This window comes from Comamonas sp. NLF-1-9 (genome assembly GCF_019195435.1).
GTDB lineage: Bacteria > Pseudomonadota > Gammaproteobacteria > Burkholderiales > Burkholderiaceae_C > Comamonas_C.
Genome location: NZ_CP078069.1, coordinates 2,946,309 through 2,963,175, shown reverse-complemented (window position 1 = coordinate 2,963,175; position 16,867 = coordinate 2,946,309). Strand labels below are relative to the sequence as shown.

General features: G+C 62.2%; 10 protein-coding genes, 2 tRNA genes and 3 rRNA genes. 2 read left to right on the top strand and 13 right to left on the bottom strand.

Annotated elements, in window-relative coordinates:
* The first annotated feature begins 14 nt into the window (after window positions 1-14).
* Complete coding sequence (locus KUD94_RS14320) at window positions 15-1,082, top strand: hypothetical protein (protein WP_218237834.1); 1,068 nt, start codon at window positions 15-17, stop codon at window positions 1,080-1,082.
* Between the two features lie 6 nt (window positions 1,083-1,088).
* On the opposite strand, the gene KUD94_RS14315 is transcribed toward KUD94_RS14320, so the two are convergent.
* The 12 genes from KUD94_RS14315 to KUD94_RS14260 form a co-directional block, all read right to left on the bottom strand.
* Window positions 1,089-1,760, bottom strand: a complete 672-nt coding sequence (locus KUD94_RS14315; RefSeq protein ID WP_218237833.1) for an SDR family oxidoreductase — start codon at window positions 1,758-1,760, stop codon at window positions 1,089-1,091.
* Window positions 1,761-1,828: 68 nt separating this feature from the next.
* A complete protein-coding gene (locus tag KUD94_RS14310) occupies window positions 1,829-3,010 on the bottom strand; it encodes an acetyl-CoA C-acyltransferase (protein ID WP_218237832.1) in 1,182 nt (393 codons plus the stop codon).
* Between the two features lie 33 nt (window positions 3,011-3,043).
* On the bottom strand, window positions 3,044-4,843 hold the full coding sequence (aceK, locus tag KUD94_RS14305; RefSeq protein ID WP_218237831.1) for a bifunctional isocitrate dehydrogenase kinase/phosphatase: 1,800 nt from the start codon (window positions 4,841-4,843) through the stop codon (window positions 3,044-3,046).
* A gap of 22 nt (window positions 4,844-4,865) precedes the next feature.
* A complete protein-coding gene (can, locus tag KUD94_RS14300; protein WP_218237830.1) occupies window positions 4,866-5,528 on the bottom strand; it encodes a carbonate dehydratase in 663 nt (220 codons plus the stop codon).
* A gap of 37 nt (window positions 5,529-5,565) precedes the next feature.
* Window positions 5,566-6,756 (bottom strand): isovaleryl-CoA dehydrogenase, encoded by a 1,191-nt coding sequence (locus KUD94_RS14295; RefSeq protein WP_218237829.1) that lies wholly within the window; start codon window positions 6,754-6,756, stop codon window positions 5,566-5,568.
* Window positions 6,757-6,815: 59 nt separating this feature from the next.
* The gene (locus KUD94_RS14290; protein WP_218237828.1) at window positions 6,816-7,226 is read right to left on the bottom strand and encodes a MerR family DNA-binding transcriptional regulator; all 411 of its coding nucleotides are present in this window, start codon (window positions 7,224-7,226) and stop codon (window positions 6,816-6,818) included.
* Between the two features lie 69 nt (window positions 7,227-7,295).
* Entirely contained in the window at window positions 7,296-8,045 is a 750-nt protein-coding gene (locus tag KUD94_RS14285) for a pseudouridine synthase (protein WP_218237827.1), read from the bottom strand.
* Window positions 8,046-8,129: 84 nt separating this feature from the next.
* Window positions 8,130-8,242, bottom strand: a 5S ribosomal RNA gene (gene rrf / locus KUD94_RS14280).
* A gap of 146 nt (window positions 8,243-8,388) precedes the next feature.
* Window positions 8,389-11,270: ribosomal RNA gene (locus tag KUD94_RS14275) — 23S ribosomal RNA — on the bottom strand.
* 400 nt (window positions 11,271-11,670) lie between these two features.
* Window positions 11,671-11,746, bottom strand: a tRNA-Ala gene (locus KUD94_RS14270).
* A gap of 124 nt (window positions 11,747-11,870) precedes the next feature.
* Window positions 11,871-11,947, bottom strand: a tRNA-Ile gene (locus tag KUD94_RS14265).
* A 171-nt stretch (window positions 11,948-12,118) separates the two neighbouring features.
* Window positions 12,119-13,652 (bottom strand): 16S ribosomal RNA (locus KUD94_RS14260).
* The 16S, 23S and 5S rRNA genes sit together here with 2 tRNA genes alongside, the layout of an rRNA operon.
* Before the next feature lie 403 nt (window positions 13,653-14,055).
* On the opposite strand from KUD94_RS14260, the gene KUD94_RS14255 reads away from it, so the two are divergent.
* Complete coding sequence (locus KUD94_RS14255; RefSeq protein ID WP_218237826.1) at window positions 14,056-15,939, top strand: ATP-binding cassette domain-containing protein; 1,884 nt, start codon at window positions 14,056-14,058, stop codon at window positions 15,937-15,939.
* Here KUD94_RS14255 and purU read toward each other — a convergent pair.
* Window positions 15,936-16,784 carry a formyltetrahydrofolate deformylase gene (purU, locus tag KUD94_RS14250; RefSeq protein ID WP_218237825.1) on the bottom strand — a complete coding sequence of 283 codons (849 nt, stop codon included), beginning with the start codon at window positions 16,782-16,784 and terminating at the stop codon, window positions 15,936-15,938. The two genes, KUD94_RS14255 and purU, sit on opposite strands and share 4 nt — an antisense overlap.
* Window positions 16,785-16,867: the final 83 nt, after the last annotated feature.

Below are 16,867 nucleotides of genomic sequence, written 5' to 3'. Positions count from 1 at the left end.
CTGGGGCTGGACGGATGACGCCGCGCCGCCGCATCCTCATCGCCTGCCTGTGCACCTTCGTGCTGCTGCTGTTTGCGCTCTTGATCGCGTTCAACCATGCCAAGCCGCGCCTGCTGGTGCTGCACACCTTCTCCGAAGACGGGCATTGGGAGCAACTGTTTGACCGCGGCGTGCAGCGCGCGCTGGCCGGCAACCGCCAGCCGCTGGCCGTGCGCTGGCATTACATGAGCTTTTCCAGCGCCGAGGTGCAGAGCAACGCCGAATGGCAGGCGGCCAGCGCCCGGGCGCGCGCCGTGATCACCTCCTGGAAGCCCGACGTGGTGCTCATCGTCGGCGAAGAGGCGCAGCAGTGGCTGGGCTACCGCTACGTGTCCGATGACCCGCGCGCGCAGCGCCTGGTCTATGCCACCGCCGAAGATCCGCAGCGCTTTGGCTACCCGGGCGCGGCCAACGTCACCGGCGTGCGCGAGCTGCTGCCGCTGGCGCAGATCCGCGACCTGCTGGCGGTGCTGGAAGCGCGGCCGCTGCGCATCCAGGCGCTGGGCATGGCAGACCCCACGGGCGAGGTCGAGCGCGACCAGGTGCAGGCCTTCGATTGGCAGGACCACCGGCTTGCGCCGGTGCGGCTGGTCGAAACCTACGCGCAGTGGCAGCAGGCGGTGCGCGAGGCCGAGGGCCAGGCCGACGTGCTGCTGGTGCTGAGTTTTGCGGGCATGCCGCGCTCGGCGCGCGAGCCGGGCGTCGTCGATTCGCTGGAAGTTGCGCGCTGGACCGAGGCCAACGCCCGCCCGCTGCCCATCAGCGTGCGCGAGCGCTTCGTGCAAGGCGGCGGGGCGCTGGCCATCGCGCCCTCGGCCGAGGGGCTGGGCGAGCAGGCGGGACGCCTGGCGCTGCAGGCCCTGCGCGATGCGACGCTGCCCGCGCCGCAAGACAGCGAGGACTTTGCGGTCGGCGTGGGGCTGCAGCCGCTGGCGCGGCGCGGCTACCGGTTGCCGGGCATCTACGTACAGGCGGCGCGCGCCGCGCAGCTGCTGTTTCGCGACATCTCAGAGCCGGCGAGCACGCCCGCGCCCGCGCGCTGAACGGCGCTACCAGGAGCGCAGGCGCACACCCTCTTCGTTGAAGAAGGCGCCGTTGTCGGCAGCGCCGGCGCTCTGCAGCGTCACGCGCAGCCTGGTCACGCTGTCGCGCACGCCCAATGGAGCCTTGTCGCCGCCCATGTCGGTCTTGACCCAGCCGGGGTGAAACAGCGCAAACCAGGCCTTGGGATAGCTGTGCCGGGCCGAAGCCACCACCATGTTCAGCGCCGCCTTGCTGCTGCGGTACAGCCAGGCGTTGCTGGCGCTGGCGCTGCCGATCTGCCCCATGACACTGGTGAGAAAGCCAAAGCGCCCCTGCGCTGCTTCCACCAGCGGCGCCACCACGGGGATGGTCTGCATCGCGCCCAGCACGTTGGTGTGCATCACCCGGTCGAACTCCTGCAGACTGGGCGCATGGCGCGCATCGCGGCGGCTGCACATCACCCCGGCCACATGCCAGGCGATGTCGATGCTCTCGCCCTTGAGCCGCTCGCCCAGTTGTTGCACGCTGGCCGCATCGCTCACGTCCAGGCGCAGCGGCGTGAGGCCGAGCTCCTGCAGCGCCTGCATGCCCGCGTCGCTGTGCGCCGTGGCAAACACTTCATCGCGCGCGGTGAGGTACTGGCGTGCCAGCTCCAGCCCAAGACCGCGCGAGGCCCCCATGATCAAAACCCTGGCCATGTCTGTCTTTTCAGTCAAAAGCGGCGAAAACCCTTGATGGGTAAGCGCCAGCAGCTATCAAACAAGGACTAAATCACTTCCAGCGCGACCGCCGTGGCTTCGCCGCCGCCGATGCACAGCGTGGCCAGCCCCTTCTTCAGCCCGCGTGCCTTGAGCGCATACAGCAGCGTGACCATGATGCGCGCGCCGCTCGCACCGATCGGGTGGCCCAGCGCGCAGGCGCCGCCGTTGACGTTGACCTTCTCGTGCGGCACCTTCAGGTCGTGCATCAGCGCCATGGGTACCACGGCAAAGGCTTCGTTCACCTCCCACAGATCGACGTCGGCCACGCTCCAGCCGGCCTTCTTCAGCGCCTTTTCGGTCGCACCGATCGGCGCGGTGGTGAACCAGTTGGGCTCCTGCGCATGCGTGGCGTGCGCGACGATGCGCGCCAGCGGCTTGCAGTCCAATTCCTTGGCGGTCGATTCGTGCATCAGCACCAGCGCCGCCGCGCCGTCGTTGATGCTGGAGCTCGATGCTGCGGTAATCGTGCCGTCCTTCTTGAACGCGGGTTTGAGCGTGGCAATCTTGTCCAGCTTGGCCTTGGCCGGGCCTTCGTCGATGGACACCGTCACCTCGCCCTTGCGCGTGGCAAACGTCACCGGCGTGATTTCGGCGTCGAACGCGCCGCTTTGCGCCGCCTGCTGCGCGCGCTGGACGCTCTCGACCGCAAACGCGTCCTGCTGCTCGCGCGTGAACTGGTATTTGGCGGCGCAGTCCTCGCCGAAGGTGCCCATGGAGCGGCCGGGCTCGTAGGCGTCTTCCAGGCCGTCGAGCATCATGTGGTCGTAGACCTTGTCGTGCCCCATGCGATAGCCGCCGCGGCCCTTTTGCAGCAGGTAGGGGGCGTTGGTCATGCTCTCCATGCCGCCGGCGACCATCACGTCGCGGCTGCCGGCCACGAGCTGGTCGTGCGCGAGGATGGCGCACTCCATGCCCGAGCCGCACATCTTGGACAGCGTCACCGCCCCGGTGCTGCGCGGCAGCCCCGCCTTGTGCGCCGCCTGGCGCGCCGGCGCCTGGCCTTGTCCGGCCATGAGGCAGTTGCCAAACAACACCTCGTCGACTTTCTCCGGGGCGATGCCGGCCTGCTTGACCGCGGCCTTGATCGCGGCGCCGCCCAGGTCGTGCGCGGCGAGCGCGGAAAAGTCGCCCATGAAGGCGCCCATGGGGGTACGGGCGGCACCGACGATGACGATGGGGTCTTGCATTTTCAATCTCCTGACGGAATCAACAAAAAAGCGTCACACCGCAAGGCGGTGCGGTTCGAAGCGCTGCTGCGCGCCATAGGGGAAAACATCATAGAGGTGGCCCTGGCGTATGCGTTCCTGGTGCGCCTGCCAGTATTCGGGCGTGAGCAGCTCACCATGGTGGCGCAAAAAAATGTCCCGCACGGCAGGATGGCCGAGCAGGAAGGGCGCAAAGGTCTCGGGAAACACGTCGCGCGGGCCGACGGGATACCACACCTCGCCGGACAAGGCTTCTTCTTCGGTGCGCGGCTCGGGCACCGCGCGGAAGTGGCAATCGGTCAGGTACTCGATCTCGTCGTAGTCGTAGAACACCACGCGACCGCCGCGGGTCACGCCAAAATTCTTCCACAGCATGTCGCCCGGGAAGATGTTGGCCGCCACCAGGTCCTTGAGCGCGTTGCCGTATTCGATGACGACGCGCTCGAGCTGCGCGCAGACCTCGGGCCGCTCGATTCCGGCGTCCAGCAGCTCTTTCAGATGCAGGTTCAGCGGCACCATGCGCCGCTCGATGTAGAGGTGGCGGATGATCACCTCTTCACGCCCGTCGCGTTCACTCAGTTCGATCTGGCTGGGCGCCTCGGCCAGCAGTTCGGCCATGAGCTCGTCGGAAAAACGCTCGCGCGGCAGCGCCACCAGGCTGTATTCCAGCGTGTCGGCCATGCGGCCGACGCGGTCGTGGTGCTTGACCAGCAGGTACTTGGACTGCACCTGCGCGCGCGTGGTTTCCTTTTGCGGCGCAAACCTGTCCTTGATGAGCTTGAACACGTAGGGAAAGCTCGGCAGGTCGAACACCAGCATCACCGTGCCCTTGATGCCGGGTGCGATGCGCATCTGGTCGCTGGAGTGCTTCAGGTGCGAGAGGAACTCGCGGTAGAACAGGGTCTTGCCCTGCTTGGCCAGGCCTATCGCGTTGTACAGCTCGGCCACGGGCTTTCGCGGCATCAGGCTGCGCAGGAATTGCACGCAGGCGCTGGGCACGTCCATGTCCACCATGAAGTAGGCCCGGGCGAAGCTGAACAGCGCCAGCAAGTCGTCCTCGCCAAACAGCGCCGCGTCGATGTACAGACGGGCATCCTCGGCATGCAGGATGGGCAGCGCGAAGGGCAGCTCGGTATAGCCATTGATCACTCGGCCCACAAGGTAGGCGCCCTTGTTGCGGTAGAACAGACTGGCCAGCACCTGGATCTGGAAGTTGGCGCGCAGCGTGTAGGTCGCAATGCGCGGCGCCAAGGCCGCATGCACCCGCGCAATGTCGCGCTCCAGGTCTTCAAACGGGCATTGCAGGGCGAAATCTTCAACGATGCGCCGCAGCGTCTCGCGCAGGCTGTGCGGGTGCGGGTAGTAGGCGCGGTAGCTCGCGCGCGCGCCCGGGGCGTGGTCTTCCAGATAGTCGGTACTCACGGCGGGACGCACGAAGATGAAGTCGTTGTGAAAGTGCGTGCGGTGCAGGATCTTGGTCGTGACCGAATTGAAAAAAGTCTCGGCAAGTTCCGGCTGGCGGTGCTCGACCAGCAGGCCGATGTAATGCAGCTTGACCTGGTGCCACAGCGCCATGGGGAGCCTTGCAGCGTGGAATTCCTTGTTCAGCCGGCGCACGCATTCGAGCACGCGCAGGTCGTAGAACTCGATGCGCTCGCGCTGGGCGCGCTGCTGGCCGTGCCAGTCACGCGTTTCAAAACGATGCTTGGCGCGCGCCGACTCCAGCCGAAACAGCGAGTAGTGCCGGTTGAAGCCATCGACCATGGCCCGGGCGATCTCCCAGGCCTGCGGGGCATCGAGGCGCTCGGAAGGCATGGCGCGCCCCGCCGGCGGCAGCTCAGCCGCGCTCGCGCGTGCCTACCAGCGCGACCGCGTCGCGGTAGGCCGCCTGCAGTCCGTTGACGCTGGGCACGGACATCTTCAGGTCGGTGATCAAGCCGTCGCTCAGGCCGTAGCACCAGGCGTGCAGTTCGAGCTTCTGCCCGCGTGCCCAGGCGTCCTGGATCACGGTGGAGTGCGCGATGTTTACCACCTGCTCGATGGCGTTGAGTTCGCACAGCACGTCGTGGCGCCATTGCACCGGGGTCTTTTCCAGCAGCGCCAGATGCCTGTCGCGCACGTCTTGCACGTGGCGTATCCAGTTGTCCGCCAGACCGATGCGCTGGTCTTGCAACGCCGCAAGCACGCCGCCGCAGCCATAGTGGCCGACGATCATCAGGTGCGCGACCTTGAGCTGGTCGACCGCGTACTGCACCACCGACAGACAGTTCAGGTCGGTCGGCACCACCACGTTGGAGATATTGCGGTGCACGAAGACCTCGCCCGGCTCCAGGCCCGAGATCTGGTTGGCCGGCACGCGGCTGTCCGAGCAGCCTATCCACATGTAGCGCGGCTTTTGCTGCGCCTTGAGCTTGGTGAAAAAGCCCGGGCGCTCCTTCTCCATCTGCGCCGCCCAGGCGCGGTTGTTCTCGAACAGGTCGGCAATATTGGTGGTCGGCATCAAGCCTCTCCTATGGGTTTTCGGGCAGAACTGCTGCTCAACAGGTTTCCGCGAACAATTCGCGGCCAATCAGCATGCGGCGGATCTCGCTCGTGCCCGCGCCGATTTCATACAACTTGGCATCGCGCCACAGACGCCCCAGCGGAAATTCGTTGATGTAGCCGTTGCCGCCGTGAATCTGTATGCCCTCGCCGGCCATCCAGGTGGCTTTCTCGGCGCACCAGAGGATGACGCTTGCGCAGTCCTTGCGCACCTGGCGCACGTGGTCCTTGCCAAGCATGTCCAGGTTCTTGGCCACGGTGTAGGCAAAGCTGCGCGCCGCCTGCAGCACGGTGTACATGTCGGCCACCTTGCCCTGGATGAGCTGGAACTCGCCGATGCTCTGGCCAAACTGCTTGCGGTCGTGGATGTAGGGGATGACGTTGTCCATCACCGCCTGCATGATGCCGAGCGGCCCGCCGGTGAGCACCGCACGCTCGTAGTCCAGACCGCTCATCAAGACCTTGGCGCCGTTGTTCACGCCGCCGAGCACGTTATCAAAGGGCACCTCGACATCCTGGAACACCAGCTCGCCCGTATGGCTGCCGCGCATGCCCAGCTTGTCAAGCTTTTGCGCGATCGAAAAACCCTTCATGCCCTTCTCGATCAAAAAGGCCGTGACACCGCGCGCGCCGAGTTCGGGTTCGCTCTTGGCATAGACCACGAGGGTGTCGGCATCCGGCCCGTTGGTGATCCACATCTTGGAGCCATTGAGCAGGTAGTAGCCGCCCTTGTCCTCGGCCCTGAGCTTCATGCTGATCACGTCCGAGCCGGCGCCCGGTTCACTCATCGCCAGCGCCCCGACGTGCTCGCCGCTCACCAGCTTGGGCAGGTATTTGGCTTTCTGCGCGTCGCTGCCATTGCGGTTGATCTGGTTCACGCACAGATTGCTGTGCGCGCCATAGGACAGCCCGACGGAAGCGCTGGCGCGCGAGATCTCCTCCATCGCGATCATGTGCGCGAGATAGCCGAGGTTGGCCCCGCCGTACTGCTCGGGCACGGTGACGCCCAGCACGCCCAAGTCCCCCAGCTTGCGCCAGACATCCATGGGGAATTGATCGCTGTGATCAATCTCGGCGGCGCGCGGCGCGATCTCGGCCTGCGCGAAGTCGCGCACCGCATCGCGCAGCGCGTCGATGTCCTCGCCCAGCTGAAAGTTCAGGCCCGGCAGAGAGAGTGCAGTCGCCATGGTGTCCTCCTGAAAGCCGGGCGATGCCGGCAGTTAAGTTACGTTTACGTAAACGTCAATTATCCGGCATTTCTTTCCGGCGCCTGTGCCAGCCTGGAAAGCAGGCTCAGGGCCTCGCGCTCGTGTTCTTGCACTTCGTCCAGATTGGCCTGCAGATCCTGCATCTGCGCTTCCAGCTCGCGCCGGTGCTGGCCGAGCACCTGCAGGAACTTGCGCAACTGCGCGCCGGTGTCGCGCGGACTCTCGTAGAGGTCGATGATTTCCTTGGCCTGGGTCAGCGACAACCCCAGGCGCTTGGCGCGCAGCGTCAGCTTCAGGCGGGTGCGGTCACGCCCGCTGTACACGCGCGAGCGCCCGCCCGGGCCCGAGCGCGTGGGCCGCAGCAGCCCCATGTCCTCGTAAAAACGAATGGCACGCGTAGTCAGGTCGAACTCGCGCGCCAGGTCGCTGATGGTGTAGGTCACAGGCATGGTCTCGAACCGGCCGCCTGGAACGGGGCCGCTGGGCCGATTCTAGGGAGGCAGCACCCACAGGCCAAATCACGGCAGGGCTGGGCTCATTGCCAGCCCAAGCTGATCGGCATCCAGCCAGCGCCATTGACCCGGCGCAAGATCGCCCGGCAAGCCCAGCGCGCCGATCTGCATGCGGTGCAGCCGCTCAACCCGGTTGCCCACGGCGGCCAGCATGCGCTTGACCTGGTGGTATTTGCCCTGGGTGAGCGTCAGATCCAGCACCCGGTCTGCGACCGCTTCGCATCCGGTAGCAGCAACCGGCTTGGGATCGTCGTCGAGCACCACGCCCGACAGCAGCCGCTGCATCTGGCTCGCGTCGATCGCATGCCGGGTCCAGACGCGGTAGCGCTTGGGCACCCGATGCCGGGGCGAGCTCATGCGGTGCAGAAACTGGCCGTCGTCGCTCAGGAGCAGCAGCCCCGTCGTATCCTGATCGAGCCGCCCCGCCGCCTGCACGCCGGGCGTGCCGCCACGCACCGGGCGCTGGCGCAGCGGCGCGGGCAGCAGGCTGTAGATGCTTGGATGGCTGCGCGGGCGCTGCGAGCATTCGGTGCCGGCCGGCTTGTGCAGCATCAGATAGGCCTTGCGCTGAAACGGCCAGTCTTGATCATCGACTCGCAGGATCAGGCCATCTTCGTCCACGTCCTGGTTCGGCTCGCGCACGATGCAAGGTGCGCCGCTCCGTGAGCGAACCGCTACCAGGCCACGCTCGATCAGCGCCTGGCAGAAACGGCGGGTGCCGAAACCCTGGGAATACAAGGCATCTGCCAATTGCACGTCGTCACTTTCCGCAAACACCAAACCCCCTGTCCATGGCACATGTATGGTGCTTGAGGCAGGGGGTTTGTTGTTGGTATGGGTGCCTGACGATGACCTACTTTCACACGGGAGTCCGCACTATCATTGGCGCGAAGCTGTTTCACGGTCCTGTTCGGGATGGGCAGGGGTGGTTCCGGCTTGCTATTGTCATCAGGCGTAAAGGGTAGCTGCACGTTGTGGGGGCGTTGTGGCGCCTTTTTTTGTGCAGCTCATTCACAGCAGTCGAATCGTTTTGGGAATTTGATTGAGTCTTTGGCATGGACCTTGGGCTTTTTTGGTGTTTTTTGGGCCTCAAGGTTATAGGGTCAAGCCTCACGGGCAATTAGTACTGGTTAGCTGCGGGCATTGCTGCTCTTGCACACCCAGCCTATCAACGTTGTGGTCTACAACGACCCTTCAGGGGGGTCTAGCCCCCGGCAGATCTCATCTTGGAGGGAGTTTCGCGCTTAGATGCTTTCAGCGCTTATCTCTTCCGCACATAGCTACCCTGCGATGCCACGGGCGTGACAACAGGTACACCAGCGGTGCGTCCACTCCGGTCCTCTCGTACTAGGAGCAGGTCTCCTCAAATCTGCAGCGCCCACGGAAGATAGGGACAAAACTGTCTCACGACGTTTTAAACCCAGCTCACGTACCTCTTTAAATGGCGAACAGCCATACCCTTGGGACCGACTACAGCCCCAGGATGAGATGAGCCGACATCGAGGTGCCAAACACCGCCGTCGATATGAACTCTTGGGCGGTATCAGCCTGTTATCCCCAGAGTACCTTTTATCCGTTGAGCGATGGCCCTTCCATACAGAACCACCGGATCACTATGTCCTGCTTTCGCACCTGCTCGACGTGTCAGTCTCGCAGTCAAGCACGCTTGTGCCATTGCACTATCGTCACGATGTCCGACCGTAACTAGCGTACCTTCGAACTCCTCCGTTACGCTTTGGGAGGAGACCGCCCCAGTCAAACTGCCTACCATGCACTGTCCCCAAGCCCGATCAGGGCCCAAGGTTAGAACCTCAAACGCACCAGGGTGGTATTTCAACGTTGGCTCCAGGCACTCTAGCGAGCACCCTTCAAAGCCTCCCACCTATCCTACACAGATCCGTTCAAAGTCCAATACAAAGCTACAGTAAAGGTTCATGGGGTCTTTCCGTCTTTCCGCGGGGAGATTGCATCATCACAAACATTTCAACTTCGCTGAGTCTGCGGAGGAGACAGTGTGGCCATCGTTACGCCATTCGTGCAGGTCGGAACTTACCCGACAAGGAATTTCGCTACCTTAGGACCGTTATAGTTACGGCCGCCGTTTACTGGGACTTCGATCAAGAGCTTGCACCCCATCACTTAATCTTCCAGCACCGGGCAGGCGTCACACCCTATACGTCGACTTTCGTCTTTGCAGAGTGCTGTGTTTTTATTAAACAGTCGCAGCCACCGATTTATTGCAACCGCTTTGGGCTCCACCTGTACAGGCCTCACCTACTTGCGGCATACCTTCTCCCGAAGTTACGGTATCAATTTGCCGAGTTCCTTCTCCGCAGTTCTCTCAAGCGCCTTGGAATACTCATCTCGCGCACCAGTGTCGGTTTGCGGTACGGTCGTCAATGGCTGAAGCTTAGTGGCTTTTCCTGGAAGCAGGGTATCACTCACTTCAGGCACAAGTGCCCTCGTTGTCACCCCTCATCTCAGCCCGGCGGATTTGCCTACCGGGCACGACTACAGGCTTGAACCAACATGTCCAACAGTTGGCTGAGCTAACCTTCTTCGTCCCCACATCGCACCATTGAGCGGTACGGGAATATTGACCCGTTTCCCATCAGCTACGCATCTCTGCCTCACCTTAGGGGCCGACTCACCCTACGCCGATGAACGTTGCGTAGGAAACCTTGCGCTTACGGCGAGCGGGCTTTTCACCCGCTTTAACGCTACTCATGTCAGCATTCGCACTTGTGATACCTCCAGCATCCGTTACCAGACACCTTCACAGGCTTACACAACGCTCTCCTACCACGCACAAACAAGTTGTGCATCCGCAGCTTCGGTAACTGGCTTGAGCCCCGTTACATCTTCCGCGCAGGACGACTCGATCAGTGAGCTATTACGCTTTCTTTAAATGATGGCTGCTTCTAAGCCAACATCCTGACTGTTTTAGCCTTCCCACTTCGTTTCCCACTTAGCCAATTTTAGGGACCTTAGCTGGCGGTCTGGGTTGTTTCCCTCTTGTGTCCGGACGTTAGCACCCGGTGCACTGTCTCCCGCGCTCTACTCTTCGGTATTCGGAGTTTGCCTAGGGTTGGTAAGTCGCCATGACCCCCTAGCCTAAACAGTGCTCTACCCCCGAAGGTAATACGCGAGGCACTACCTAAATAGTTTTCGGAGAGAACCAGCTATTTCCAGGTTTGTTTAGCCTTTCACCCCTATCCACAGCTCATCCGCTGGTTTTGCAACACCAGTCGGTTCGGACCTCCAGTGCCTGTTACAACACCTTCATCCTGGCCATGGATAGATCACCTGGTTTCGGGTCTACACCCAGCGACTAAGACGCCCTGTTCGGACTCGGTTTCCCTGCGCCTTCCCTATTCGGTTAAGCTTGCCACTGAATGTAAGTCGCTGACCCATTATACAAAAGGTACGCCGTCACCCTTGCGGGCTCCGACTTTTTGTAAGCATGCGGTTTCAGGATCTATTTCACTCCCCTCCCGGGGTTCTTTTCGCCTTTCCCTCACGGTACTGGTTCACTATCGGTCGATGATGAGTATTTAGCCTTGGAGGATGGTCCCCCCATGTTCAGACAGGGTTTCTCGTGCCCCGCCCTACTTGTCTCTAGCCTGGTACCACCAAACGGTTTTCGCATACGGGGCTATCACCCACTATGGCCGGCCTTTCCATGCCGCTTTGCTAACCGCCTGACTATCTCTAGAAGGCTGCTGCGATTTCGCTCGCCACTACTTTCGCAATCTCGGTTGATGTCTTTTCCTCAGGGTACTGAGATGGTTCAGTTCCCCTGGTTTGCCTCGCGTGCCCTATGTATTCAGGCACCGATACCCTCATCGGGTGGGTTTCCCCATTCAGAGACCTCCGGATCAATGCTTGTTTGCCAGCTCCCCGAAGCTTTTCGCAGGCTACCACGTCTTTCTTCGCCTATCATCGCCAAGGCATCCACCACATGCTCTTGTTCACTTGACCCTATAACTTTGAAGCCTTGCAGCCTCCAAGTCTTGCTTTCAAGTCAACTTGCGAGGTCTTGCACCTCGCGCGTTTTCATGCCGTAACGCGAATTTCTTTCTTGGCTCTGCCTTTTACAGCAGTGCTTTGAGAACCATTCGTCATTACTCAAACAGAGTTTCTCTCGAATCTCATGTTCGTTTTGACGCAATCAAATTCTTTGCCACCGATGACACTGCGCATCCTCGCGGACGCCCTTGCCATCAGCAGCGCTGATTCGACTCTGTGAATTTTTAAGGAACAGCCGGGAAGCGTTTTGCGCTTCCAGTTTCTTGGCTCATGCCAATGTCAAAGCAGGCGCTTCTGGCTTGCTTTGAGATTGCCACTGCATCTGGCTTGGGGTGCACCGGTTTGGGCACACTGGTGGAGGATGACGGGATCGAACCGACGACCCCCTGCTTGCAAAGCAGGTGCTCTCCCAGCTGAGCTAATCCCCCTTTGCGCCCGCCATGCTGCGTTGCTCGGTCGCTTGTGTAGCGCTGCTACACGGCCCTTGCTCGCGCCTTGCCTGGCAAGCGCAATCTTGATCGCCATTGCTGTCACGATCTTTTGCCCAGGGATTGGTGGGTCTGGTTGGACTCGAACCAACGACCCCCGCCTTATCAAGACGGTGCTCTAACCAGCTGAGCTACAGACCCCAATCGGTCAAACTGCATTCGAACCCTTTGCCGGGCCCGGACCGCTGGTGACACACACCCCTTGTGCTGTCCAACAACCGATAAGTGTGGGCGCCTGGCCAGCGCTTGTGCAGAGCAGCGGCTGCCGCCTGTGCTTGCGCTCTGTGCGCTTTTTTTCTGTGTTGTATCCAGAAAGGAGGTGATCCAGCCGCACCTTCCGATACGGCTACCTTGTTACGACTTCACCCCAGTCACGAACCCCACCGTGGCAAGCGCCCTCCAATTGGTTAGGCTACCTGCTTCTGGTGAGACCCGCTCCCATGGTGTGACGGGCGGTGTGTACAAGACCCGGGAACGTATTCACCGTGACATGCTGATCCACGATTACTAGCGATTCCGACTTCATGCACTCGAGTTGCAGAGTGCAATCCGGACTACGACCGGCTTTATGGGATTGGCTTCACCTCGCGGCTTCGCTGCCCTTTGTACCGGCCATTGTATGACGTGTGTAGCCCCACCTATAAGGGCCATGAGGACTTGACGTCATCCCCACCTTCCTCCGGTTTGTCACCGGCAGTCCCATCAGAGTGCCCTTTCGTAGCAACTGATGGCAAGGGTTGCGCTCGTTGCGGGACTTAACCCAACATCTCACGACACGAGCTGACGACAGCCATGCAGCACCTGTGTGCAGGCTCTCTTGCGAGCACTCCTTCGTCTCTGAAGGATTCCTGCCATGTCAAAGGTGGGTAAGGTTTTTCGCGTTGCATCGAATTAAACCACATCATCCACCGCTTGTGCGGGTCCCCGTCAATTCCTTTGAGTTTTAACCTTGCGGCCGTACTCCCCAGGCGGTCAACTTCACGCGTTAGCTTCGTTACTGAAGAAATGAATCCCCAACAACCAGTTGACATCGTTTAGGGCGTGGACTACCAGGGTATCTAATCCTGTTTGCTCCCCACGCTTTCGTGCATGAGCGTCAGTACAGGCCCAGGGGGCTGCCTTCGCCATCGGTGTTCCTCCGCATATCTACGCATTTCACTGCTACACGCGGAATTCCACCCCCCTCTGCCGTACTCCAGCCATGCAGTCACAATGGCAGTTCCCAGGTTGAGCCCGGGGATTTCACCACTGTCTTGCATGGCCGCCTGCGCACGCTTTACGCCCAGTAATTCCGATTAACGCTCGCACCCTACGTATTACCGCGGCTGCTGGCACGTAGTTAGCCGGTGCTTATTCTTACGGTACCGTCATCGTCCCTCTGTATTAGAGAAGAACTTTTCGTTCCGTACAAAAGCAGTTTACAACCCGAAGGCCTTCATCCTGCACGCGGCATGGCTGGATCAGGGTTGCCCCCATTGTCCAAAATTCCCCACTGCTGCCTCCCGTAGGAGTTCGGGCCGTGTCTCAGTCCCGATGTGGCTGATCATCCTCTCAGACCAGCTACAGATCGCAGGCTTGGTAGGCCTTTACCCCACCAACTACCTAATCCGACATCGGCCGCTCCAGTAGCGCAAGGCCCACTAGGGGTCCCCTGCTTTCATCCACGGATCTCATGCGGTATTAATCCGGCTTTCGCCGAGCTATCCCGCACTACCGGGCACGTTCCGATGCTTTACTCACCCGTTCGCCACTCGTCAGCGCTCCGAAGAGCCTGTTACCGTTCGACTTGCATGTGTAAGGCATGCCGCCAGCGTTCAATCTGAGCCAGGATCAAACTCTACAGTTCGATCTTTTGCTTGTGCTCACTCAAAAACGGAAATTGAAGTGAATCCTCACTTCCTTTTCTCATGAGCGTTTGGTGTGCCAGAGCTCCAAGATGGCCCTCGCCTGCCCCAGCAGCGCAGCGCTTGCGCGCCAGCACCAACTATGGCAGTCAAAGCCCCTCTCGGGCCAGGCGGGCGCGCCGCTTTGCAGCTGCACCGAGCCAAACGCCCACGCTTATCGGCTGTGTGTTGTTAACGAACCCTGTCTCTTCCCATCACACCCCAAAGCCCCCAAGAGAGAACCCGGTTCAAGAAAGAGCGCTGCGATCAGCGAAGCCCTGAATTCTATACCAAGTTTTGAGCAGCGCGCAAGATGGGCGAGGAAAAAGATTCAGAGGGCCTGGAGCGCCCCTATAAACTGCCCGCATGGCAGTGATCACGATGATGGAGGGGCAGCTTGCCTTCGGGCACTGGCCGCTCCTGGACAAGGCGGGTTTTTCGCTCGAAGCGGGCGAGCGCGTCGGCTTGATCGGGCGCAATGGCGCGGGCAAGTCTTCGCTGCTCAAGGTGCTGGCGGGCCTGGCGACGCTCGACGATGGCGCGCTGGTGCTGGAGCAAGGCACGCGGGTGGCCTATGTCGCGCAGGAGCCCCGCTTTGAGCCGCAGGCGTCGGTCTTTGACACCGTGGCCCTGGGCCTGCAGGAGGCCATCGCATTGCGCGAGCGCTACCAGCAGAGCAGCGACGCGCTCGAACTTGCAAACCTGCAAACGCGGATCGAGGCGCTCGACGCCTGGACCTGGGAGCAGCGCGTACAGGAAGCGCTGCAGCGCCTGAAGCTGCGAGGCGAGCAGCCCGTGGGCGAGCTTTCCGGGGGCATGCAAAAACGCGTGGCGCTGGCGCAGGCCCTCGTGGCCAGACCGCAGGTGCTGCTGCTCGACGAGCCGACCAACCATCTCGATCTGGACGCCATCGCCTGGCTGGAAGACTTGCTGCTGGGCTTTGCGGGCAGCGTGGTGACGATCACGCACGACCGCAGTTTCCTCGACGCGGTGGCCACGCGCATTGTCGAGCTGGACCGCGGCAAGCTGCTTTCCTACCCCGGCAACTTTGCCGCCTACCAGCGCCAGAAGGCCGAGCAACTCGCGCGCGAGGAGGTCCTCAACGCCAAGGCCGACAAGCTGCTGGCGCAGGAGGAGGTCTGGATACGCAAGGGCGTGGAGGCGCGGCGCACGCGCAGCCAGAGCCGCATCGCCCGCCTGCAGGCGCTGCGCCAGGAACACGCACAGCGCCGCCAGACGCTGGGGCGCGTGAAGATGGATGTCGATTCCGCCAGTGGTGCCTACCAGGGCAAGGTGGTGGCGCAGCTCGAGAACGTGTCCAAGGCCTTTGGCGACAAACAGGTGGTGCAGGATTTCAGCGCCACCATTGTGCGCGGCGACAAGGTCGGGCTGCTCGGGCCCAACGGCGCGGGCAAGACCACGCTGCTCAAGCTGATGCTGGGCGAGCTGCAGCCCGACAGCGGCACCGTGCGTCTGGGCGCCACGCTGCAGGTGGCCTACTTCGACCAGTTGCGCGCCCAGCTCGACGTGGATGCGACGGTGGAAGACTTCATCAGCCCGGGCAGCGAATGGATAGAGATAGGGCGCGAGCGCAAGCATGTGCGCAGCTACCTGGCGGACTTCCTGTTCTCGCCAGCGCGCGCGCACTCTCCGGTGCGTTCACTGTCGGGCGGCGAGCGCAACCGCCTGCTGCTCGCGCGCCTGTTCGCGCGCCCGGCCAACGTGCTGGTGCTCGACGAGCCGACCAACGACCTGGACATCGACACGCTGGAGCTGCTGGAGGAGTTGCTGCAAAACTACGAAGGCACGGTCTTTCTGGTCAGCCACGACCGGCGTTTCGTGGACAACGTGGTGACCAGCATCATCGCCAGCGAAGGCCAGGGGCGCTGGCGCGAATACGAAGGCAACGTGCAGGACTGGCTCACCCAGTCGCGGCGCAGCGCGCAATGGGCCGCCGCCCAGGCCCCGGCGGCGCCCGCCGCACCCAAGGCGGACGCGCCACGCCAGCCTGCCGCCAAGGAGCCGCCGCAAAAGAAGAAGCTCAGCTACAAGGAACAGCGCGAACTCGAACAATTGCCCGAGCAGATCGATGCACTGGAAGCCGAACAGCGGGCGCTGCGCGAAGAACTGGCCGATGGCACGCTCTACAGCCGCGACAACGCGCGCGCCGTGTCGCTGCACCAGCGCGACGCGCAGATCGAAGAGCTCTTGATGCAGGCGCTGCAGCGCTGGGAAGAACTGTCGGGCTAGCGAAACACCACCGTCTTGTGCCCGTTGAGCAGCACGCGGTGCTCGCTGTGCCACTTGACGGCGCGCGCCAGCACCTGGCTTTCGGTGTCCCGCCCGCGCGCGGTCAGGTCTTCCACGGTGTGGGTGTGGTCCACGCGCGCCACGTCCTGCTCGATGATCGGGCCTTCGTCCAGGTCGGCGGTGACGTAATGCGCGGTAGCGCCGATCAGCTTGACCCCGCGCTGGTGCGCCTGGTGGTAAGGCTTGGCGCCCTTGAAGCTGGGCAGGAAGCTGTGGTGGATGTTGATCGCGCGGCCTGCCAGCTTGCTGCACAGCGCGTCGGAGAGGATTTGCATGTAGCGCGCCAGCACCACCAGCTCGGCGCCGGCGGACTCGATGATTTCAAGTTGACGCTGCTCGACATGGGCCTTGTTCGCGGCGTTCACCGGCAGGTGGTGAAAGGCGATGTCGTAGCCCGCGGCCAACTGGTAGAAGTCGCGGTGGTTGCTGATGATTGCGACCACCTCGATGGGCAGCAGGCCGCTGCGCACACGAAACAGCAGATCGTTCAGGCAATGGCCTTGCTGGCTCACCAGGATCACGGTCTTCATCGGCCGGCTGCGGTCGTGCAGGCTCCAGGCCATGGAAAAGGGCGCGGCAAAGCTGCCCAGGTGCTCGCTCAGCGCCGCATGGTCGGCCTGCTCGCAGGCGAACTGCACGCGCATGAAGAACAGGCCGGTCGCCAGGTCGTTGTACTGGGCGGCTTCTTCGATGTTGCCGCCGTGCTCGAGCAGAAAGCCCGATACCGCGTGCACCAGCCCCAGGCGGTCGGGGCAGGACAGAGTCAACACATAGGTGGATTTCATGGCGCCGATTGTCGCAGCGCCAGGCGCCGCGCCCGGGCAGTTTGCGCGGGCGCGGGCACAATCGGCGCGCTCACTCCCGCGCG

Coding starts and splice junctions, on each gene's coding strand:
- KUD94_RS14320 (WP_218237834.1), top strand. CDS start 15: ATGACGCCGCGCCGCCGCATCCTCATCGCCTGCCTGTGCACCTTCGTG.
- KUD94_RS14315 (WP_218237833.1), bottom strand. CDS start 1,760: ATGGCCAGGGTTTTGATCATGGGGGCCTCGCGCGGTCTTGGGCTGGAG.
- KUD94_RS14310 (WP_218237832.1), bottom strand. CDS start 3,010: ATGCAAGACCCCATCGTCATCGTCGGTGCCGCCCGTACCCCCATGGGC.
- aceK (WP_218237831.1), bottom strand. CDS start 4,843: ATGCCTTCCGAGCGCCTCGATGCCCCGCAGGCCTGGGAGATCGCCCGG.
- can (WP_218237830.1), bottom strand. CDS start 5,528: ATGCCGACCACCAATATTGCCGACCTGTTCGAGAACAACCGCGCCTGG.
- KUD94_RS14295 (WP_218237829.1), bottom strand. CDS start 6,756: ATGGCGACTGCACTCTCTCTGCCGGGCCTGAACTTTCAGCTGGGCGAG.
- KUD94_RS14290 (WP_218237828.1), bottom strand. CDS start 7,226: ATGCCTGTGACCTACACCATCAGCGACCTGGCGCGCGAGTTCGACCTG.
- KUD94_RS14255 (WP_218237826.1), top strand. CDS start 14,056: ATGGCAGTGATCACGATGATGGAGGGGCAGCTTGCCTTCGGGCACTGG.
- purU (WP_218237825.1), bottom strand. CDS start 16,784: ATGAAATCCACCTATGTGTTGACTCTGTCCTGCCCCGACCGCCTGGGG.